Annotated in this window: 14 protein-coding genes; 3 read left to right on the top strand and 11 right to left on the bottom strand. The window is 43.4% G+C overall.

All coding sequences use genetic code 11. From position 1 onward, the window contains the following. Positions 1–83: 83 nt before the first annotated feature. The 5 genes from D8785_RS00600 to parE all read right to left on the bottom strand — a co-directional run bounded on the left by D8785_RS00600 (position 84) and on the right by parE (position 7,683). Positions 84–1,202 carry a branched-chain amino acid aminotransferase gene (locus D8785_RS00600; RefSeq protein WP_312023830.1) on the bottom strand — a complete coding sequence of 373 codons (1,119 nt, stop codon included), beginning with the start codon at positions 1,200–1,202 and terminating at the stop codon, positions 84–86. A gap of 79 nt (positions 1,203–1,281) precedes the next feature. Beyond that, complete coding sequence (parC, locus tag D8785_RS00605) at positions 1,282–3,735, bottom strand: DNA topoisomerase IV subunit A (RefSeq protein WP_125374118.1); 2,454 nt, start codon at positions 3,733–3,735, stop codon at positions 1,282–1,284. A 184-nt stretch (positions 3,736–3,919) separates the two neighbouring features. Further along, positions 3,920–4,738, bottom strand: coding sequence for an aminoglycoside 6-adenylyltransferase (locus D8785_RS00610; RefSeq protein WP_125374119.1), 819 nt, complete (start codon positions 4,736–4,738; stop codon positions 3,920–3,922). After that, positions 4,728–5,249, bottom strand: coding sequence for a hypothetical protein (locus tag D8785_RS00615; RefSeq protein ID WP_125374120.1), 522 nt, complete (start codon positions 5,247–5,249; stop codon positions 4,728–4,730). The genes D8785_RS00610 and D8785_RS00615 overlap by 11 nt, the downstream gene beginning before the upstream one ends. A 484-nt stretch (positions 5,250–5,733) precedes the next feature. Then, complete coding sequence (parE, locus tag D8785_RS00625; RefSeq protein WP_023023136.1) at positions 5,734–7,683, bottom strand: DNA topoisomerase IV subunit B; 1,950 nt, start codon at positions 7,681–7,683, stop codon at positions 5,734–5,736. A 188-nt stretch (positions 7,684–7,871) separates the two neighbouring features. On the opposite strand from parE, the gene plsY reads away from it, so the two are divergent. The 3 genes from plsY (at position 7,872) to D8785_RS00640 (ending at position 9,766) form a co-directional block, all read left to right on the top strand. After that, a complete protein-coding gene (gene plsY / locus D8785_RS00630) occupies positions 7,872–8,513 on the top strand; it encodes a glycerol-3-phosphate 1-O-acyltransferase PlsY (RefSeq protein ID WP_185759604.1) in 642 nt (213 codons plus the stop codon). A gap of 171 nt (positions 8,514–8,684) precedes the next feature. Continuing rightward, positions 8,685–9,137 carry a DUF3290 family protein gene (locus D8785_RS00635; RefSeq protein WP_125374122.1) on the top strand — a complete coding sequence of 151 codons (453 nt, stop codon included), beginning with the start codon at positions 8,685–8,687 and terminating at the stop codon, positions 9,135–9,137. Then, positions 9,134–9,766, top strand: a complete 633-nt coding sequence (locus D8785_RS00640) for a DUF421 domain-containing protein (RefSeq protein WP_125374123.1) — start codon at positions 9,134–9,136, stop codon at positions 9,764–9,766. The genes D8785_RS00635 and D8785_RS00640 overlap by 4 nt, the downstream gene beginning before the upstream one ends. 74 nt (positions 9,767–9,840) lie before the next feature. Here D8785_RS00640 and D8785_RS00645 read toward each other — a convergent pair whose 3' ends face one another. The 6 genes from D8785_RS00645 to D8785_RS00670 all read right to left on the bottom strand — a co-directional run bounded on the left by D8785_RS00645 (position 9,841) and on the right by D8785_RS00670 (position 15,585). Continuing rightward, positions 9,841–10,626, bottom strand: coding sequence for an L-threonylcarbamoyladenylate synthase (locus D8785_RS00645; protein ID WP_125374124.1), 786 nt, complete (start codon positions 10,624–10,626; stop codon positions 9,841–9,843). Between the two features lie 95 nt (positions 10,627–10,721). Beyond that, the gene (leuD, locus tag D8785_RS00650) at positions 10,722–11,312 is read right to left on the bottom strand and encodes a 3-isopropylmalate dehydratase small subunit (protein WP_125374125.1); all 591 of its coding nucleotides are present in this window, start codon (positions 11,310–11,312) and stop codon (positions 10,722–10,724) included. A gap of 10 nt (positions 11,313–11,322) precedes the next feature. Continuing rightward, the gene (gene leuC, locus D8785_RS00655) at positions 11,323–12,705 is read right to left on the bottom strand and encodes a 3-isopropylmalate dehydratase large subunit (protein WP_125374126.1); all 1,383 of its coding nucleotides are present in this window, start codon (positions 12,703–12,705) and stop codon (positions 11,323–11,325) included. Between the two features lie 2 nt (positions 12,706–12,707). After that, entirely contained in the window at positions 12,708–12,977 is a 270-nt protein-coding gene (locus D8785_RS00660) for a DUF1294 domain-containing protein (RefSeq protein WP_125374127.1), read from the bottom strand. Then, entirely contained in the window at positions 12,974–14,011 is a 1,038-nt protein-coding gene (leuB, locus tag D8785_RS00665) for a 3-isopropylmalate dehydrogenase (RefSeq protein WP_125374128.1), read from the bottom strand. The genes D8785_RS00660 and leuB overlap by 4 nt, the downstream gene beginning before the upstream one ends. Before the next feature lie 11 nt (positions 14,012–14,022). Continuing rightward, on the bottom strand, positions 14,023–15,585 hold the full coding sequence (locus D8785_RS00670) for a 2-isopropylmalate synthase (protein WP_125374129.1): 1,563 nt from the start codon (positions 15,583–15,585) through the stop codon (positions 14,023–14,025). Positions 15,586–15,875 lie beyond the last annotated feature (290 nt).

Consider the following 15,875-nt stretch of genomic DNA (forward strand, 5'->3'; position numbering starts at 1 on the left):
GAAAATGTTTCATGATTAAATTATTTTATTTTGCTAGTATTTATTCCTATGAAAAAAGAGGGAGTCCCCCTCTTATGATTGATTTATTCAGTTACCTTGAAAATCCATCCTTCTGGTGCTTCAATATCACCAAACTGGATGCCTGTTAATTCATCATAAAGCTTCCGGGTAATTGGTCCTACTTCAGTTTCTGAATAGAAGACATGGAAGTCATCTCCGTGTTGAACTCCACCAATCGGAGAAATGACTGCTGCTGTTCCACAAGCACCTGCTTCAACAAAACGGTCTAGATGATCAATTGGCACATCCCCTTCGATTGGTGTCAAACCAAGACGATGCTCTGCTAGATAGAGCAAGGAATATTTGGTAATTGATGGCAAGATGGAAGGACTCAGTGGAGTGACAAACTCATTATCAGCTGTAATTCCAAAGAAGTTTGCTGACCCTACTTCTTCAATCTTGGTATGGGTCGCTGGATCCAAGTAAATCACGTCGGAGAAGTTCCGAGACTTAGCTAATTTACCAGGTAGGAGGCTAGCAGCATAGTTTCCACCAACTTTCGCTGCACCTGTCCCATGAGGTGCTGCCCGGTCGTACTCATCTTGAATCAGGAAGTTGGTTGGGACCAAGCCACCCTTGAAGTAGTTTCCTACTGGCATTGCAAAGATGGTAAAGATGTATTCCTCTGCTGGTTTCACACCGATAATATCTCCAACCCCAATCAACAAGGGGCGAAGATAGAGAGTTCCACCAGTTCCATATGGTGGGACATATTCTTCATTGGCACGAACTACTGCTTTACAAGCTTCCACAAACATATCCGTTGGAACTTGAGGCATCAAAAGACGATCAGCCGTCCGTTGTAGGCGTTTGGCATTCTCATCTGGACGGAATAATTGAATACTGCCATCCTTTGTCCGATAAGCCTTCAATCCTTCAAAGGCTTGCTGTCCATAGTGCAAACTTGGAGAAGATTCTGAAATATGAAGAGTGGAATCTTCGGATAGCTCTCCCTTCTCCCAGGCTCCATTACGGTAATAAGCAATGTATCGATAGGGTAATTTCATATAAGAAAATCCAAGATTTTCCCAATCAAGTGATACTGTCATTTTGTTTTCCTTCTTCCATTCAAGACTTGCTAAATAGCAAGAGCCACCACAAGGGATGACTTTATTCATGTACTCTATTTTACACCATTTCATGAGAATTTCAAGTGATGTTTGCAATTTTCAGAAAATTTATCTAGCAAAAAAATTAGCCAGAAACCGGCTAATTTTGTTTTTATTTAATTCTAGCAGTAAAGACTTCTTGATCAGAGATTTGATCGTTGACAAAGGAACCATTGCTGGTTCGTTCTGACAAGCTGAGCTGGGTAAGATCCACTTCTGTCACTTGACCTGTTGTAGAGGTGATTTGAAGGATTTGATCTTGCTCTGCCACTTCTTCCTGGCTCGTAAAGAGATCAAAATCTCCTTGGTCCGTGAAGACTGGACCTGCCTTGAAGACGCGGTGTGGCTTAGACTTCAGTTCACGTAAAACTTGCAGTCCACGTTTAGCCCGGCTGGTCACAGGAATATCGTCTTGCGACATCCGTTTGAGACTGCCTCGTTGGGTCAGAATGTACATACTTGGTGTTGTAGACTTAAAGACAGCTACCACCTGATCCCCGTCTTTGAGGTTAATGGCTTTAACCCCTGCTGCTTTAGCCCCAACCACTGGGACTTCCTCAATATTGAAGCGGAGACCATAACCATTTTTGGTAATGATCATGATGTCTTCGAGGACAACTGGTGCAACAGCGACAATACGATCTGTATCATCTTTCAGCTTAGCGTACTTGGTTGATTTGGAGCGATAGGTCCGCCATGGGCTCAATTCCTTGCGTTCAAAGCGCTTGATTTGGCCTTGTTGGGTTGCTGCAAAGTAGGTCACGCCTTCAAACTGATCCACAATCTCTGCAAAAAGAATTTCTTCTTCCTGCTCGAAATTGGTCAAGGTCTGACTGAGGTGTTCTCCGATATCCTTCCACTTGGTATCTGCTAATTCATGAATAGGTCGATAAATGGCATTTCCCAAATTGGTAAAGAGCAAGAGATGCTGGGTAGTCTTAGCAAGCTCTACAAAAATCAATTCATCGTCGTCTCGCTTACCGACTTCTTCCACTGTAGATGCATTGAAAGAACGAGGAGAGGTTCGTTTGATATAACCAGCACGGGTCACGCTGACGAAAGTCTCCTCTTCGACAATCAGACTAGCTGTATCAATCTCGATCGTCTTAGCGGTGTCTTGCAACTCACTGCGACGCGGATTGCCAAAGAGTTTCTTAACTTCACGCAATTCTTTCTTCATGAGATTGAACATGGTCCGTTCATCCCCAATGATGGCTGCCAAGGTCGCAATTTGCTCCTTGAGGTTAGCATGCTCTTCTTCCAAGGTTACGATATCCGTATTGGTCAAGCGGTACAATTGCAAGGTAACAATGGCTTCTGCTTGTTCTTCCGTGAAATCGTAGCTGATCTTGAGGTTTTCCTTGGCATCTGCCTTGTTATCAGAAGCACGGATCAAAGCGATGACTTCATCAAGGATAGAAATGACGCGGATCAAGCCCTCTACGATGTGGAGGCGTCGTTCCGCCTTTTCCTTGTCAAAGCGAGAACGAGCGACAATGATATCCCGACGGTGAGCGATGTAGCTAGACAAAATCGGCACAATCCCCACTTGACGAGGGGTATAGTTGTCGATGGCCACCATATTGAAGTTGTAGTTAACCTGCAAATCTGTATACTTGAACAAGTAGTTCAAGATCAAATCTGCATTGGCATCTTTCTTCAACTCAATGGCAATACGAAGACCATCCCGGTCAGACTCATCCCGAACTTCGGCAATACCGGCCACCTTGTTGTTAACGCGAACATCGTCAATCTTCTTGACCAAGACAGCCTTATTGATTTCATAAGGGATCTCAGTGACGATGATTTGTTGCTTGCTGCCTTTGAGTTGCTCAATCTCTGTCTTAGAGCGGACAACCACCCGTCCCTTACCTGTTTCATAGGCTTTCTTGATCTCATCCCGCCCTTGGATAATGGCACCAGTCGGAAAGTCAGGCCCAGGTAAAAACTCCATGAGCTTATCTACCTTAGCAGATGGATGGTCGATCATGTAGACCACAGCATCTATGACTTCAGCAAGGTTATGTGGCGGAATATCTGTCGCGTAACCAGCTGAAATCCCTGTAGCCCCATTGACCAAAAGGTTTGGAAAGGCTGCAGGCAAAACTGTTGGCTCTTTTTCTGTATCGTCAAAGTTCCAGGCAAATGGTACTGTGTTCTTTTCGATATCTTGAAGGAGATAACCAGCAATTTCAGATAGACGGGCTTCGGTATAACGCATGGCTGCCGGTGGATCACCATCCATGGAACCATTGTTTCCGTGCATTTCGACAAGAATCTCACGGTTCTTCCAGTCCTGAGACATGCGGACCATAGCGTCATAGATAGAACTATCCCCGTGAGGGTGGAAATTCCCCATGATATTTCCGACAGACTTGGCAGACTTGCGGTAGCCCTTGTCATGGGTATTGCCATCCTTATTCATAGAATAAAGAATCCGCCGTTGTACTGGTTTCAAGCCATCCCGAATGTCAGGCAGGGCCCGCTCTTGAATAATGTATTTGGAGTAGCGACCAAAGCGCTCTCCCATGATGTCCTCCAGGGACATGATTTGAATATTACTCATATAAGATACAAAGGGACGTTTCGGCTTGCCGAAAATTTCTGTAGAAAAATAGGAAATTGATGCAGGGTTCCATGAACCCAAACCGATTTATCTTTTTTCCTAGGAAATTAGTCCCGTGTTCAGTTACTACAAATAACTAAACGATCCTTTCTGTAGTTTAAAGTGTTTAAAATAGATGATTAAATCAAAGATTCAACAGTTTTTCCTCAGCATAAGCCATCATCTTCTCAGCCTCTTTGCAATCATAGTCAAACTCCATCTTATGGGCTAGATCTTGGGCTTCCCGATGAAAGACATTCATGGTAGCAAATAAGGACTGACTGATTTTCTCTATACTGGATAAATCAAGAAGTGTTGAGAACTCCTTCTCCTTCTCAGCAGACAGATAGCGAAAGAGATACTTGTAGTTCTTACCAATGTCTACGGTACCCCGAGCACTTGCTACCTGCCAAGCAAAGACCTTCAAAAGTTCTTGCTGGCAAATGCTATAGAGGTGGTCAGTCGCATAGACCAATTGATTTCTTCGAATGCCCTTGACGACATAAGTCGATACCCACCAAAATTCATTACAGGATGCTGCAAATTCTTCTTCGGTAGGCGGACAAATCCAATAGCGCTTCGGATTAGGCAGATAGTCTTCAAACAAGCCTTTGTCGTCTTTTAAGACGCTGAAACCTGCCTCGCTGTCCACCCACTCTTGAATGTGCTCCTTGGGACAGAGAGTCAAATCGATGCGATTCCCATCTTCAAAGAGCATGAGATAAAGATGACGATGTTCTAGGACATTATGCTGTTCAATCAGACGATTACCAAACTGGTCTAGCCAAGATAAATCTGAAATCAGCTCTTCCAAATTCTCTACAATATAGACCACATCATAATCTTGAAACTCATCTTTTGGGGAATCTGGAGTGGTCCGTGAACCAGATAAAGCCACTGCTTCCACTTGGAGGGTTTCAGCAGTTTGGACAATCAGTTCCATCATTTCTTTTTCAGTTCTCATCTTTCACTCCTTTATCGCTTAAAGAGCCTTGGAATTGTTCGTTTCTATTAAAATATAGATATACAGATGGAAGAATCGATAGGATCGTAATAAGTAGTTTCGCTAAATGGATGTTGATGTTCACCTTAAGAAATTGGCCTTGAGCTTTAAAAACCGCCATATGAATAAGGATGCCAGCTAGGATATAAATCCCTAAAATCAAGGAGGCTTTCAATAATTGGTGGCTATAAACCGAATAGAGACGTATGCCACTATAAACTAGGGATGCATACAATAAAGGCAAGTAAAACGACACCAATAGTATGGTAATGGCCAAATGTCCTTCGAAATTTTTGGAGGGGTAACCACTAATTGTATTCATAGTTAAAATCCCTGCTAGTGGGAAAAAATATCCTAAAAAATGGACCTTGGATTTATTTTTCTTAATAGCAATATAAATAAATGTCGCGACTAATATAACCGGTAAGAATGGGAAAGTAGGGAAAACTATAGGTAATAAGATATCATTCATGTCATACCTTCCTGCGATTCTGACTAATAATCAAAAATATGGCTGGCAAATAGGAAACCAGAATCATCAAAATAAGAACTACGAACATGAACTGGTGGAGCTGAAATAACATTACCACACTCAAGCCCAAAGCACCTACAAGAAGAGGTCCAAAAATATAGGATAGAAAAATTAGAATCCCCTTCTGCAGATTTTTCTTATAAACAAAGCACAAACGAATAAGTGTGTATACTAAAGATCCGATTATCAAGGGAAAGCCATATAAAATCATGAGAATGAACGCCTCTAAAGAACCATATTCTGGTTCAATAATATTAGATTCTAGTACCTTTAGCATACATAGAGTAAAGACTATTGGCGCATACAAGCCTAATAGTCTGATTCTTCGACGATTCATGTAGAATGCAAGAAACGCAGATGGTAAAGAGACTAAGAAAATATAACCAAAATAAGCCAAATCAGTCTTATCCATCACTTACACTCCTTAAAACGCAGTCGTTTCTTCCAAGGTAAACTTAACGTTATCTTCGATCCATTGGCGGCGAGGGGCTGCCTTATCACCCATTAGGACCGATACGCGACGTTCTGCACGCGCCAAGTCGTCAATGGTGACGCGGATCAAGGTGCGGGTTTCTGGGTTCATGGTTGTTTCCCAAAGTTGGTCCGCATTCATCTCTCCCAACCCTTTGTAGCGTTGGAGGGTTGCTCCACGACCAAAAGTCCGACGTAGGTCTTCCAATTCACTATCTGTCCAGGCATAAGCCACTTCTTCTTTCTTCCCTTTGCCTTTAGACATCTTGTAAAGAGGAGGCATGGCGATATAGACCCGTCCTGCTTCAACCAAAGGACGCATATAGCGGTAGAAGAAAGTAAGGAGCAAGGTCTGAATGTGAGCTCCATCCGTATCCGCATCGGTCATGATGATAATCTTGTCATAGTTGGCATCTTCAATCGTAAAATCAGCCCCTACTCCAGCCCCGATGGTGTAGATCATGGTATTGATTTCCTCGTTTTTGAGGATATCGCTCATATTGGCCTTCTCAGTATTGAGAACCTTTCCTCGAAGTGGAAGGATGGCCTGGAATTTGCGGTCTCGACCTTGCTTGGCCGAGCCGCCGGCTGAATCTCCTTCGACTAGATAAAGTTCATTCTTGGCGGCATTCTTGGACTGGGCTGGTGTCAATTTACCAGATAAGAGTCCCTTGTCCTTCTTGTTCTTCTTACCATTACGACTTTCATCACGCGCCTTTCGAGCTGCTTCACGCGCATCCCGAGCCTTAATAGCCTTGCGAATCAGATTAGAAGCTAGTTCTCCATTTTCCATGAGGAAGAAGGTCAACTTGTCAGCGACAATCCCGTCAACAACAGGACGAGCCAAAGGACTTCCTAGTTTGTCCTTGGTTTGCCCTTCAAACTGCAAATGGGCCTCTGGAACCAAAATCGAAAGAACAGCGGAAAGACCTTCCCGGTAGTCTGATCCTTCTAGGTTCTTGTCTTTTTCTTTAAGAAGGCCCGTCTTTCTTGCATAGTCGTTCATGGCCTTGGTAATGGCTGTCTTAAGACCCGTCTCGTGGGTTCCTCCATCTTTAGTGCGGACATTATTGACGAAGGACAAGATATTGTCTGAATAGCCATCATTGTACTGGAGAGCGACTTCTACTTGGAAGCCTTCTGATTCTCCATTAAAGTAGAGAACCGGCGTCAAGGTTTCCTTATCTTCGTTCAAATACTCAACGAAATCCTGAACCCCATTCTCGTAATGGAAGGCCACATAGTTGTCTTCTTCCTTACGAAGGTCTGTCAGTGTCAGCGTCACATCCTTAAGCAAGAAGGCTGATTCTTTAATCCGCTCAGCAATGGTATTAAACTTGAAATCCGTCGTTGAGAAAATGGTTGGATCTGGCATGAAGGTAACCTTGGTCCCTGTCTTAGACTTAGGAGCCGTACCTATCTTCTCCAGAGTGGTGACAGGCTTCCCACCATCTTCAAAGCGCTGCTTGTAGACCGCTCCATCACGGGTAATCTCAACCTCAAGCCAGCTAGAGAGGGCGTTCACGACCGAAGAACCTACACCGTGGAGACCTCCAGAGGTCTTATAGCCACCTTGACCAAACTTCCCTCCAGCGTGGAGGACCGTAAAGATCACCTCAACGGTTGGTTTGCCCATGGCATGCATCCCTGTCGGCATCCCCCGACCTTGGTCAGCTACAGATAGGGAACCGTCTTTATTAATGGTAACGTCAATTTGAGAACCAAAACCAGATAGGGCTTCATCGACTGCATTGTCGACAATTTCCCAGACCAAATGGTGGAGACCATTTCCATCTGTCGATCCGATATACATCCCTGGACGTTTACGGACCGCATCCAACCCTTCTAGAACCTGAATGGCATCGTCATTATAATTATTAATGTTGATTTCCTTTTTAGACACAAGGAACCTCCTGTTTGTTCATCTTTTCTATATTACAGCTTTTTAGGAAAATTTGCAAAATTTTTCTTTCTTCTCTCCCTTTCAGTAGCCCATTTTAATGCGATGAGCTTAAACCGACTATCCGATGTGACAAATATGGACGAAATTTTCTTTTTCATTCAAAGCAATTTTGATATAATGAAACTATGATGAAAACAATTCTTTTACTCGTATTAGCATATCTATTAGGCTCCATTCCTTCTGGTTTGTGGATTGGAAAAGCCTTCTTTAACATCAATCTACGGGAACACGGTTCTGGAAATACAGGGACCACCAACACCTTCCGTATCCTAGGAACGAAGGCAGGTTTGGTCGTCTTTGCGGTTGATTTCCTAAAGGGAACCTTGGCTGTTTTATTGCCGACTATTTTTGGACTTGCGGACATTTCTCCTATGGTCTTTGGTCTTCTAGCAGTCCTTGGTCACACCTTCCCCATTTTTGCAGGCTTTAAAGGGGGCAAGGCAGTAGCGACCAGTGCAGGGGTCATCTTCGGTTTCTATCCTCTCTTTCTATTGATCTTAGCTATTTATTTCTTTGGTAGCCTCTTTTTGACCAGTATGATTTCCTTTTCAAGTGTGACGGTCGCAGTCCTGGCTAGTATCGGAGTCCTGATCCTGCCTCTGACTGGTTGGATCCTCCCAAGCTACGACCTGATCTTTACCATTATCGTCCTCGCTTTGGCAGCCTTAATTATCGTCCGCCACAAGGACAATATCAAACGAATCCTCAACAAGAATGAAAATATCATCTCCTGGGGTAAAAATATCACTCATCAAAAACCAAAAAACTAGAGCTAGAGCTCTAGTTTTTTTATGATTTTTATCACTTTATAAGCACTCCTCCTATAAACGCAATTTTTCTTTAAAAATGTTCATGAAGATTTTTTCATTCGTTTTTTCTAATTGAAGATTTGGAGAAATTAGTTTATAATACCTTGAATACAAAATAAGTAAAGGATGTTTATGAAATTCTATTCTTACGACTATGTACTTAGTCAAATTAGCCAGCNAAATTGGGTCATCGTTATTATGTCCATCCTCTTAGTCTTGGTTACGGCTTTTTTCGCCTTTAAGGCTTATAAGGATAAACGTGGAAGTAAGTTCCGTGAATTATCTATCATTTCTGTGTTAATCTTAGTAGCCTTTGTTTTGATTAGTATTTCAAACTTCCAAAACAAAGAGTCCAATGACAATCAGTTCCGTACGTCCTTGCACTTTATCGAGGTTGTTTCAAAGGAATTGGGTGTTGATAAAGAAGAGGTCTATGTTAATACTTCAGCTACAACCGATGGAGCCATTATTAAGGTAGGTGACCAATTCTACCGTGCCATTAGTGGAACGGAGCCAGATAGCTATTTGCTTGAAAAAATGGAACTGTATAAATCAGACGTTGAACTCGTGGAGGTTGAAAAATGATAAGCTTTTTTGCTACAATTGCGATTAAATTGGCCTTGGGGCTTCTGTCTCTTGTTTTTGTTATCAATGTAACAGGTAAAGGAAATCTAGCACCAAGTTCTGCAGTAGACCAAATACAGAACTTTGTGCTTGGGGGTATTATTGGTGGGGTTATCTACAATAGTTCTATTCCCATTCTTCAATATGTCATCATCCTCATCATCTGGACGATTTTGATTCTGTCACTCAAATGGCTTATTACCAATGTTTACTTTATCAAACATCTGATTGATGGAAAACCAACCATTATCATTAAAAACGGAAAATTAGATCCAGAAGCTTGTCGCTCAAAAGGCCTTACTGCTTCTGATGTTGCACTGAAATTACGCTCTCAAGGGATTTTCCAATTGAAAGAAGTTAAAAGAGCCGTCATCGAGCAAAATGGCCAACTCATTATCGTCCGAATGGGAGATGAAAATCCCAAATACCCAATCATTACAGATGGTGTGGTCCAACTAGAGATCTTAGAGACCATCGGTAAAACCGAAGAATGGCTTGTGGCCGAACTGAATAAAAAAGGATTTGAAAATGTCGATGACATCTTTATCGCTGAGTATGACAAGGGTGAGATTAATGTCGTGACTTATTAAGGTTTGAAATCAGCTATTCGAAAAAATGGACAACCAAAAGGTCGTTACAAACTGTAACGACCTTTTTCTATCTTTTAATAGTACTCCCCTTGGCGGTAGTTCCAAGAGTTGAAATGATCAGATAAGTGCATCATGATCTTATCGATATCCAATCCCTTACGAATCACGACTGGACAAGTATTGACAGAACGGCTACCTGCTCCTTGTTCTGGGATGAGTTTTCCTTCCGCATCCACCATAGATACCATCACCCCTTGTTCATAGCGCGTTTCAATGGTCTTATCTGGTTGGATAGAGGCTACATAATCATCTGCTTCGATGACCAAGTCAACGGCACTTTCAATTCGCTCACCGATTCCTTCGACTTTCCCACGATTTCCTTTACCAGATGGGTTAGCTGAAGAGGCGTAAACCATTTTGCCTTCTTTTTCCCACATTTCTTTTGCGATTTGCTCACCAGCTTTACCGAATTTGATGACAAAACAGCTAGTTCCACGAACATCTGTCATGAGTTCTTCACGTCCATCGCCGAAGGCTTGTAACTTAGCATAGGCATCTTCACGCCAAGGAAGGATACAACCAAGCAAGATATCTTGGTCCCAATGTTTTTGGTAGAAGGCTTCAATTTCAGGATTCAATTGAGCAAGAGCGCGGAGTTCATCCATGCTTCCACAAAGAACGACACCTGGTTTGTTGCGGTTGCGTTCTTTGGCTTCGAACTTCCGTTCCAAGCCGGCCTTGTCACTGGTCATGATGATATATCCGACTTTTGTAGGACAGACGATACAGCCACCCTCTCCTTTAAGAATGTCAAATCCTTCTTGTGAAAGTGTTCCGTCCCATTGAATGTGTTTTATCATAAATTTCGTCCTCTTCTATTCTTTTTTTCTATTCTATCAAAATTCCCAAAAAGCTTCAATATATTTTCTGAAAATTCTTAATTAACTATACAATTTTATTGCCAATAAGCTGGCCGTTGTTTTTCATAAGCGGTGATCAAGTCTTCATATTGAAGTGTAATCCCAATATCATCTAAACCGTTAAGCAATTTGTGCTTCCAATCTTGATCGATCTCGAAGCGAAACTCTCCTACAGGCGAGATAATCTTCTGCTCTTCCAAATCAACGGTGATGGTATCCGTTGGTGCTAACTGAGCTAACTGTTGTCGAACCTCTAAGGGCTGCACAATCGGGAGCATTCCATTATTGAGTTCATTATTGTAATGGATATCTCCAAATGAACCAGCGATGACGACTTTAAAGCCATAATCAGCCAAGGCCCAGGCTGCATGTTCCCGAGAGGAACCTGCCCCAAAATTGTCACCAGTGATCAAAATAGTTGCCTGCCGGTATTCCTGCTTATTAAAGATAAATGTTGGATCCTCGGTATACCGATCGTCCAAATAACGCCAAGCATACATGAGGTATTTGCCAAAGCCTTTTTTATCAATCAGCTTTAAGAATTGCTTGGGGAGGATTTGGTCGGTATCAATATTATCGTTCATCAAGGGAACGGTTGTCCCCGTATAAATGGTAAATTTGTCCATGATTCCTCCTTTATTGCACTTCAGGCATTTGGCGCACATCAACAAAGCGACCAGCTATTGCCGCTGCAGCTGCCATAGCGGGGCTACAGAGATGAGTCTTGGCCCCAAATCCTTGGCGATCTTCAAAATTTCGGTTGCTGGTAGAGGCACAGTGGACCCCATCTGGAACCTTATCTGGATTCATTCCTAGACACATAGAGCATCCTGGGTCCCGCCATTCAAAACCTGCATCCATAAAGATTTTATCCAAGCCCAACTTTTCAGCGGCTTGCTTAACCGGACGAGAACCAGGTACGACAATGGCTGTTAAGTTGGGCGCGATCTTTTTGCCTTTCACAAACTTGGCTGCCAACTCCAAATCGCTGAGACGCGCATTGGTACAAGATCCGATAAAGATATAGCCTAATTCAATGTCTGCAGGTTTTTGGCCTGGTTCTAGATCCATATAATGATAGGCACGTTCATCGTTCATGTCCCGAATCTCTGGAAAGGGAGTTTCAAAGTCCACTCCCATAGAAGGATTAGTCCCCCAAGTTACCATCGGAGCCAAGTCAGATACATCCATACGGATGACCTTGTCATATACGGCATCGTCATCACTGACCAGAGTCTTCCAATCCGCTACTGCTGCCTCAAAATCATTTGGCACACATTCGCGTCCGCGAAGGTAGTCAAAGGTCTTTTGGTCTGGATTCATGATTCCCATCTTAGAGCCAAACTCAATAGACATGTTACAGATGGTCATCCGCTCTTCCATGGTTAAGCGATCAATCGCTTCTCCCCGATACTCTACGACGTAGCCAACTCCACAGGCAACACCGTAGCGCGCTATCAAAGCTAGGATGTAATCCTTTGAATAAATCCCTTTTTGTGGGGTTCCGGTAAATTCGACCAACATCTTCTTGGGTTTGACCTGCCAGATGGTTTGGGTAGCAAAGACATGCTCGACTTCACTGGTTCCGATCCCAAAGGCTATAGCACCAAAAGCTCCATGGGTTGCGGTATGGCTGTCTCCACAGACAATAAATTTTCCTGGTTGGGTCCGCCCAGTTTCAGGGCCCACCATATGAACAATTCCTTGCTTAGCAGAACCATGGGCAGCATGATCAATTCCAAAGTCTTTGACGTTCTCAGCTAATTTATCAATCTGGGCCTTAGAAATCACATCGCGGATATCATAAATGTTAACAGTTGGTACATTGTGATCAAAGGTTCCAAAGGTTAAATCTGTCCGTCGAACCTTGCGTCCTGCATCCCGTAATCCTTGAAAGGCTTGGGGGCTGGTGACCTCGTGGATATAGTGTTGATCCACATACATGAGTTGGGGCTGGCCTTGCTCACCGGTCACTACATGCCGTTCCCAGATTTTATCAAAAATTGATTTTCCCGCCATCCTTACCTCCATAAAGCGTAGAGTGTGTATAGGGTGAGAAGCGTTCCTAAGAGCCAGGTAACTTTAAAATACCACTTCTGTGTTTTGTGATGAAAGAGGAGTCCTCCAGTCCAAGCTCCTAGCCCTCCAACTGCAAAAGCATAAAAGAGCAAGGTCTTTTCTGGTATCCGCCAGTCATTTCGTTTAGCCTTTTCCTTATCCACTCCGTAGAGGACCCCTACGAAGAGATTCCATAGAAGGATCAAGCCAGTAATCATTCCTTTTACACTCATAATCGTTTTATAATTTCTTCTGTCATTTCTTTTGTCGAAGCACTGCCTCCTAGGTCTCTAGTAAAGATCCCTGCAGCAAGAGTCGCCTCTACGGCTTCTTCAATTCGTCTAGCGTCTTCTTCTCGATCAAAACTTTCTCGCATCATCATGGCAACTGAGAGGATCATCGAGACTGGATTCGCCACGCCCTGACCCGCAATATCTGGAGCTGATCCATGAATAGGCTCATACATGCTTGGTCCTGACTCTGAATGACTAGCCGATGGCATGACGCCAAGAGTTCCAGACAAGACACTGGACTCATCTGAAAGGATATCTCCAAAGAGATTTTCCGTCACGATAACATCAAAGCGTGAAGGATTGGTAATCATGAGCATGGCTGCTGAGTCTACCAACTGGTGCTCCAAGGTCACATCCGGGAAGTCTTGAGCCACTAGATCTGCCACTCTTCTCCAAAGTTTAGAGGTTGCGAGGACATTTTGTTTATCAATGCTGGTGACTTTCTTGCGACGTCCACGCGCAATCTCAAAAGCCTTACGTACGATACGCTCCACTTCTTCAAGAGAGTAGTCATTGATATCCCGTGCTTGATCTTCTTCTAAGATATGATCTCCAAAGTAAATCCCGCCTGTAAGCTCACGAACCACTACGAAATCCACACCTTGAATGCGATCCTCCTTCAAAGGTGACAAGTGCTTTAGGGCATCATAGATTTTAACCGGACGAATGTTGGCATAAAGGTTGAGCTCCTTACGAAGGGCCAACAAACCTTGCTCTGGACGAATCGGTGCTTGGTCATACTGGGGACTTCCGATAGCCGCTAGGAGAATAGCATCAGCTTCCTTGCTAGCTTCTAGAGTAGATGCTGGTAGAGGGTGACCAGCCGCATCAATCCCTGCTCCACCAAATGGATGCGCTTGTACTGAAAAGTCAAAATTGGTTTTTTCTGCCACTGCTTTCAGTACGGACAGACCAGCCTCCATAATCTCTGGTCCAATCCCGTCTCCAGCAAGGGCGACAATCTTTTTCGTCATAGTGTTCTCCTTTAGGCATCGGGCAGATCACGATAGGATACAATGTGGCCGATCTCTCCAGCATTCTCTTTTTGCACCAAGGTATTGGCATTGATATAGGCAATTGCTGAGGCCTTCAATACGTCAAAGTCTAAACCAGAAGCGTTAAAGATGGTATCTGTCGCTTCATTCTCAACAGTAACCAGTACACGCGCTTGGGCATCAATCCCGTCTGTCACCGCATCAATGCTATAAGAAGTCAGACGAACTTCTTGGTGGAAGAATTGATCAATAGCGTTAAAGATTGCTTCCACTGAACCTTGACCTTTGGCAAGGTATTCAAGAATTTCACCATCTTCATTTTTCAGACTGACTGTTGCAGTGATGCTTTCATCTTCGTTCGTTGTGAGGCGAAGATCATCAAAGTGGAAGCCTTCTGGATTTTCCACTGCTGTACCGGCAACAAGGGCGCGAATATCAGCGTCTGTGATCTCGTGTTTCTTGTCTGCCAGAGATTTGAATTTCGCAAACAATGGTTGGATGTCTTCTTCTGAGAATTCCAATCCCAACTCATGTAGTTTTTCGACGAAGGCATGGCGACCAGACAATTTCCCAAGAGGAAGGCTATTGCTCTTGACACCCACCAACTCAGGTGTGATGATTTCATAGGTAAGGGGATTTTTAAGAACTCCATCTTGGTGAATCCCAGATTCGTGTGAGAAGGCATTGCCACCAATAACCGCCTTGTTTTTAGGAATTGGGATACCAGAGTAACGAGAGACCAACTCAGAGGTGTTGATGGTTTCATTGAGCACAATTGGACTTTCAACCTGGTAATAGTCTTCCCGGATATTGAGGGCAACCGCCACTTCTTCAAGTGCGGCATTTCCAGCCCGTTCACCAATTCCATTGATGGTCCCTTCGACACGACCAGCTCCATTTTTGACAGCAGCAAGGCTATTCGCAACTGCCATCCCTAGATCATCATGGCAATGAGGAGAATAGATAATCTCGCGATCTGTCTTGACATGGTCAATTAAGTATTTGAAAATCGCGCCATACTCTGCTGGTGTCGTAAAACCAACTGTATCAGGAATATTGATGTAGCTAGCCCCTGCATCGACTGCAGTCTGAACGACTTGCAAGAGGAAATCCAATTCTGTCCGGGTCGCATCTTCCGGTGAGAACTCCACAATCTCAAACTTAGAGCGTGCGTATGAAACATGCTCTTTGATGGCCTCAAGAATTTCTTCCTTGGTCTTGTTGAGTTTAAACTCTCGGTGAATGGGGCTGGTTGCGATAAAGACGTGAACTTGCGGATACTTCGCATCTTTCAAGGCTTCATAGCAGGTATCAATATCCGATTTGACCGAGCGAGCCAAACCTGTCACAGCTGTCTTGGTCAAGACCTTTGCAATTTCCTGCACAGCGGTGAAAGAGTCCGGACTGGCCGCTGGAAAACCAGCTTCAATAGCAGAAATTCCCCATTTTTCTAATTGCTTGGCAATGGCAATCTTTTCTTTAATGGAGAAATTGACTCCAGGAGTCTGTTCGCCATCCCGAAGACTGGTATCTAAAAATTCAACTTTACGCATAGGGTCTCCTCTTTTCTAAACATAGTGAATAAAATAAAAACATCTCGCCAGTTACCTAAGCGAGATGTTTTGTTACTCCCGCTTGGTAAGCCAAACAGGACTAATGCTTTTGCACTAGCCCGAGTACCTCAACAACAAAGCAAATTGAATAAACTTAGCTGTTTTCATGTTTGACTTTTCTCCTTTGTTTGATGTCTTGTTTAGTATTTTAGCATAGGGAAAATTGAATGTCAAGAATTTTCTATAATATTCTGAATTTTTTGAATAGAAACAAAATAAAGGCGAAAGCC

This window comes from Streptococcus australis (assembly GCF_003943615.1).
GTDB classification, from domain to species: Bacteria; Bacillota; Bacilli; order Lactobacillales; family Streptococcaceae; genus Streptococcus; species Streptococcus australis_C.

Bases quoted from the DNA above. Each gene is read 5' to 3' on its own strand.
- D8785_RS00670 (WP_125374129.1), bottom strand. From the start codon at position 15,585: ATGCGTAAAGTTGAATTTTTAGATACCAGTCTTCGGGATGGCGAACAG.
- parC (WP_125374118.1), bottom strand. From the start codon at position 3,735: ATGAGTAATATTCAAATCATGTCCCTGGAGGACATCATGGGAGAGCGC.
- D8785_RS00615 (WP_125374120.1), bottom strand. From the start codon at position 5,249: ATGAATGATATCTTATTACCTATAGTTTTCCCTACTTTCCCATTCTTA.
- D8785_RS00610 (WP_125374119.1), bottom strand. From the start codon at position 4,738: ATGAGAACTGAAAAAGAAATGATGGAACTGATTGTCCAAACTGCTGAA.
- leuB (WP_125374128.1), bottom strand. From the start codon at position 14,011: ATGACGAAAAAGATTGTCGCCCTTGCTGGAGACGGGATTGGACCAGAG.
- leuC (WP_125374126.1), bottom strand. From the start codon at position 12,705: ATGGCGGGAAAATCAATTTTTGATAAAATCTGGGAACGGCATGTAGTG.
- D8785_RS00600 (WP_312023830.1), bottom strand. From the start codon at position 1,202: ATGAAATGGTGTAAAATAGAGTACATGAATAAAGTCATCCCTTGTGGT.
- leuD (WP_125374125.1), bottom strand. From the start codon at position 11,312: ATGGACAAATTTACCATTTATACGGGGACAACCGTTCCCTTGATGAAC.
- plsY (WP_185759604.1), top strand. From the start codon at position 7,872: ATGAAAACAATTCTTTTACTCGTATTAGCATATCTATTAGGCTCCATT.
- D8785_RS00645 (WP_125374124.1), bottom strand. From the start codon at position 10,626: ATGATAAAACACATTCAATGGGACGGAACACTTTCACAAGAAGGATTT.
- D8785_RS00640 (WP_125374123.1), top strand. From the start codon at position 9,134: ATGATAAGCTTTTTTGCTACAATTGCGATTAAATTGGCCTTGGGGCTT.
- D8785_RS00660 (WP_125374127.1), bottom strand. From the start codon at position 12,977: ATGAGTGTAAAAGGAATGATTACTGGCTTGATCCTTCTATGGAATCTC.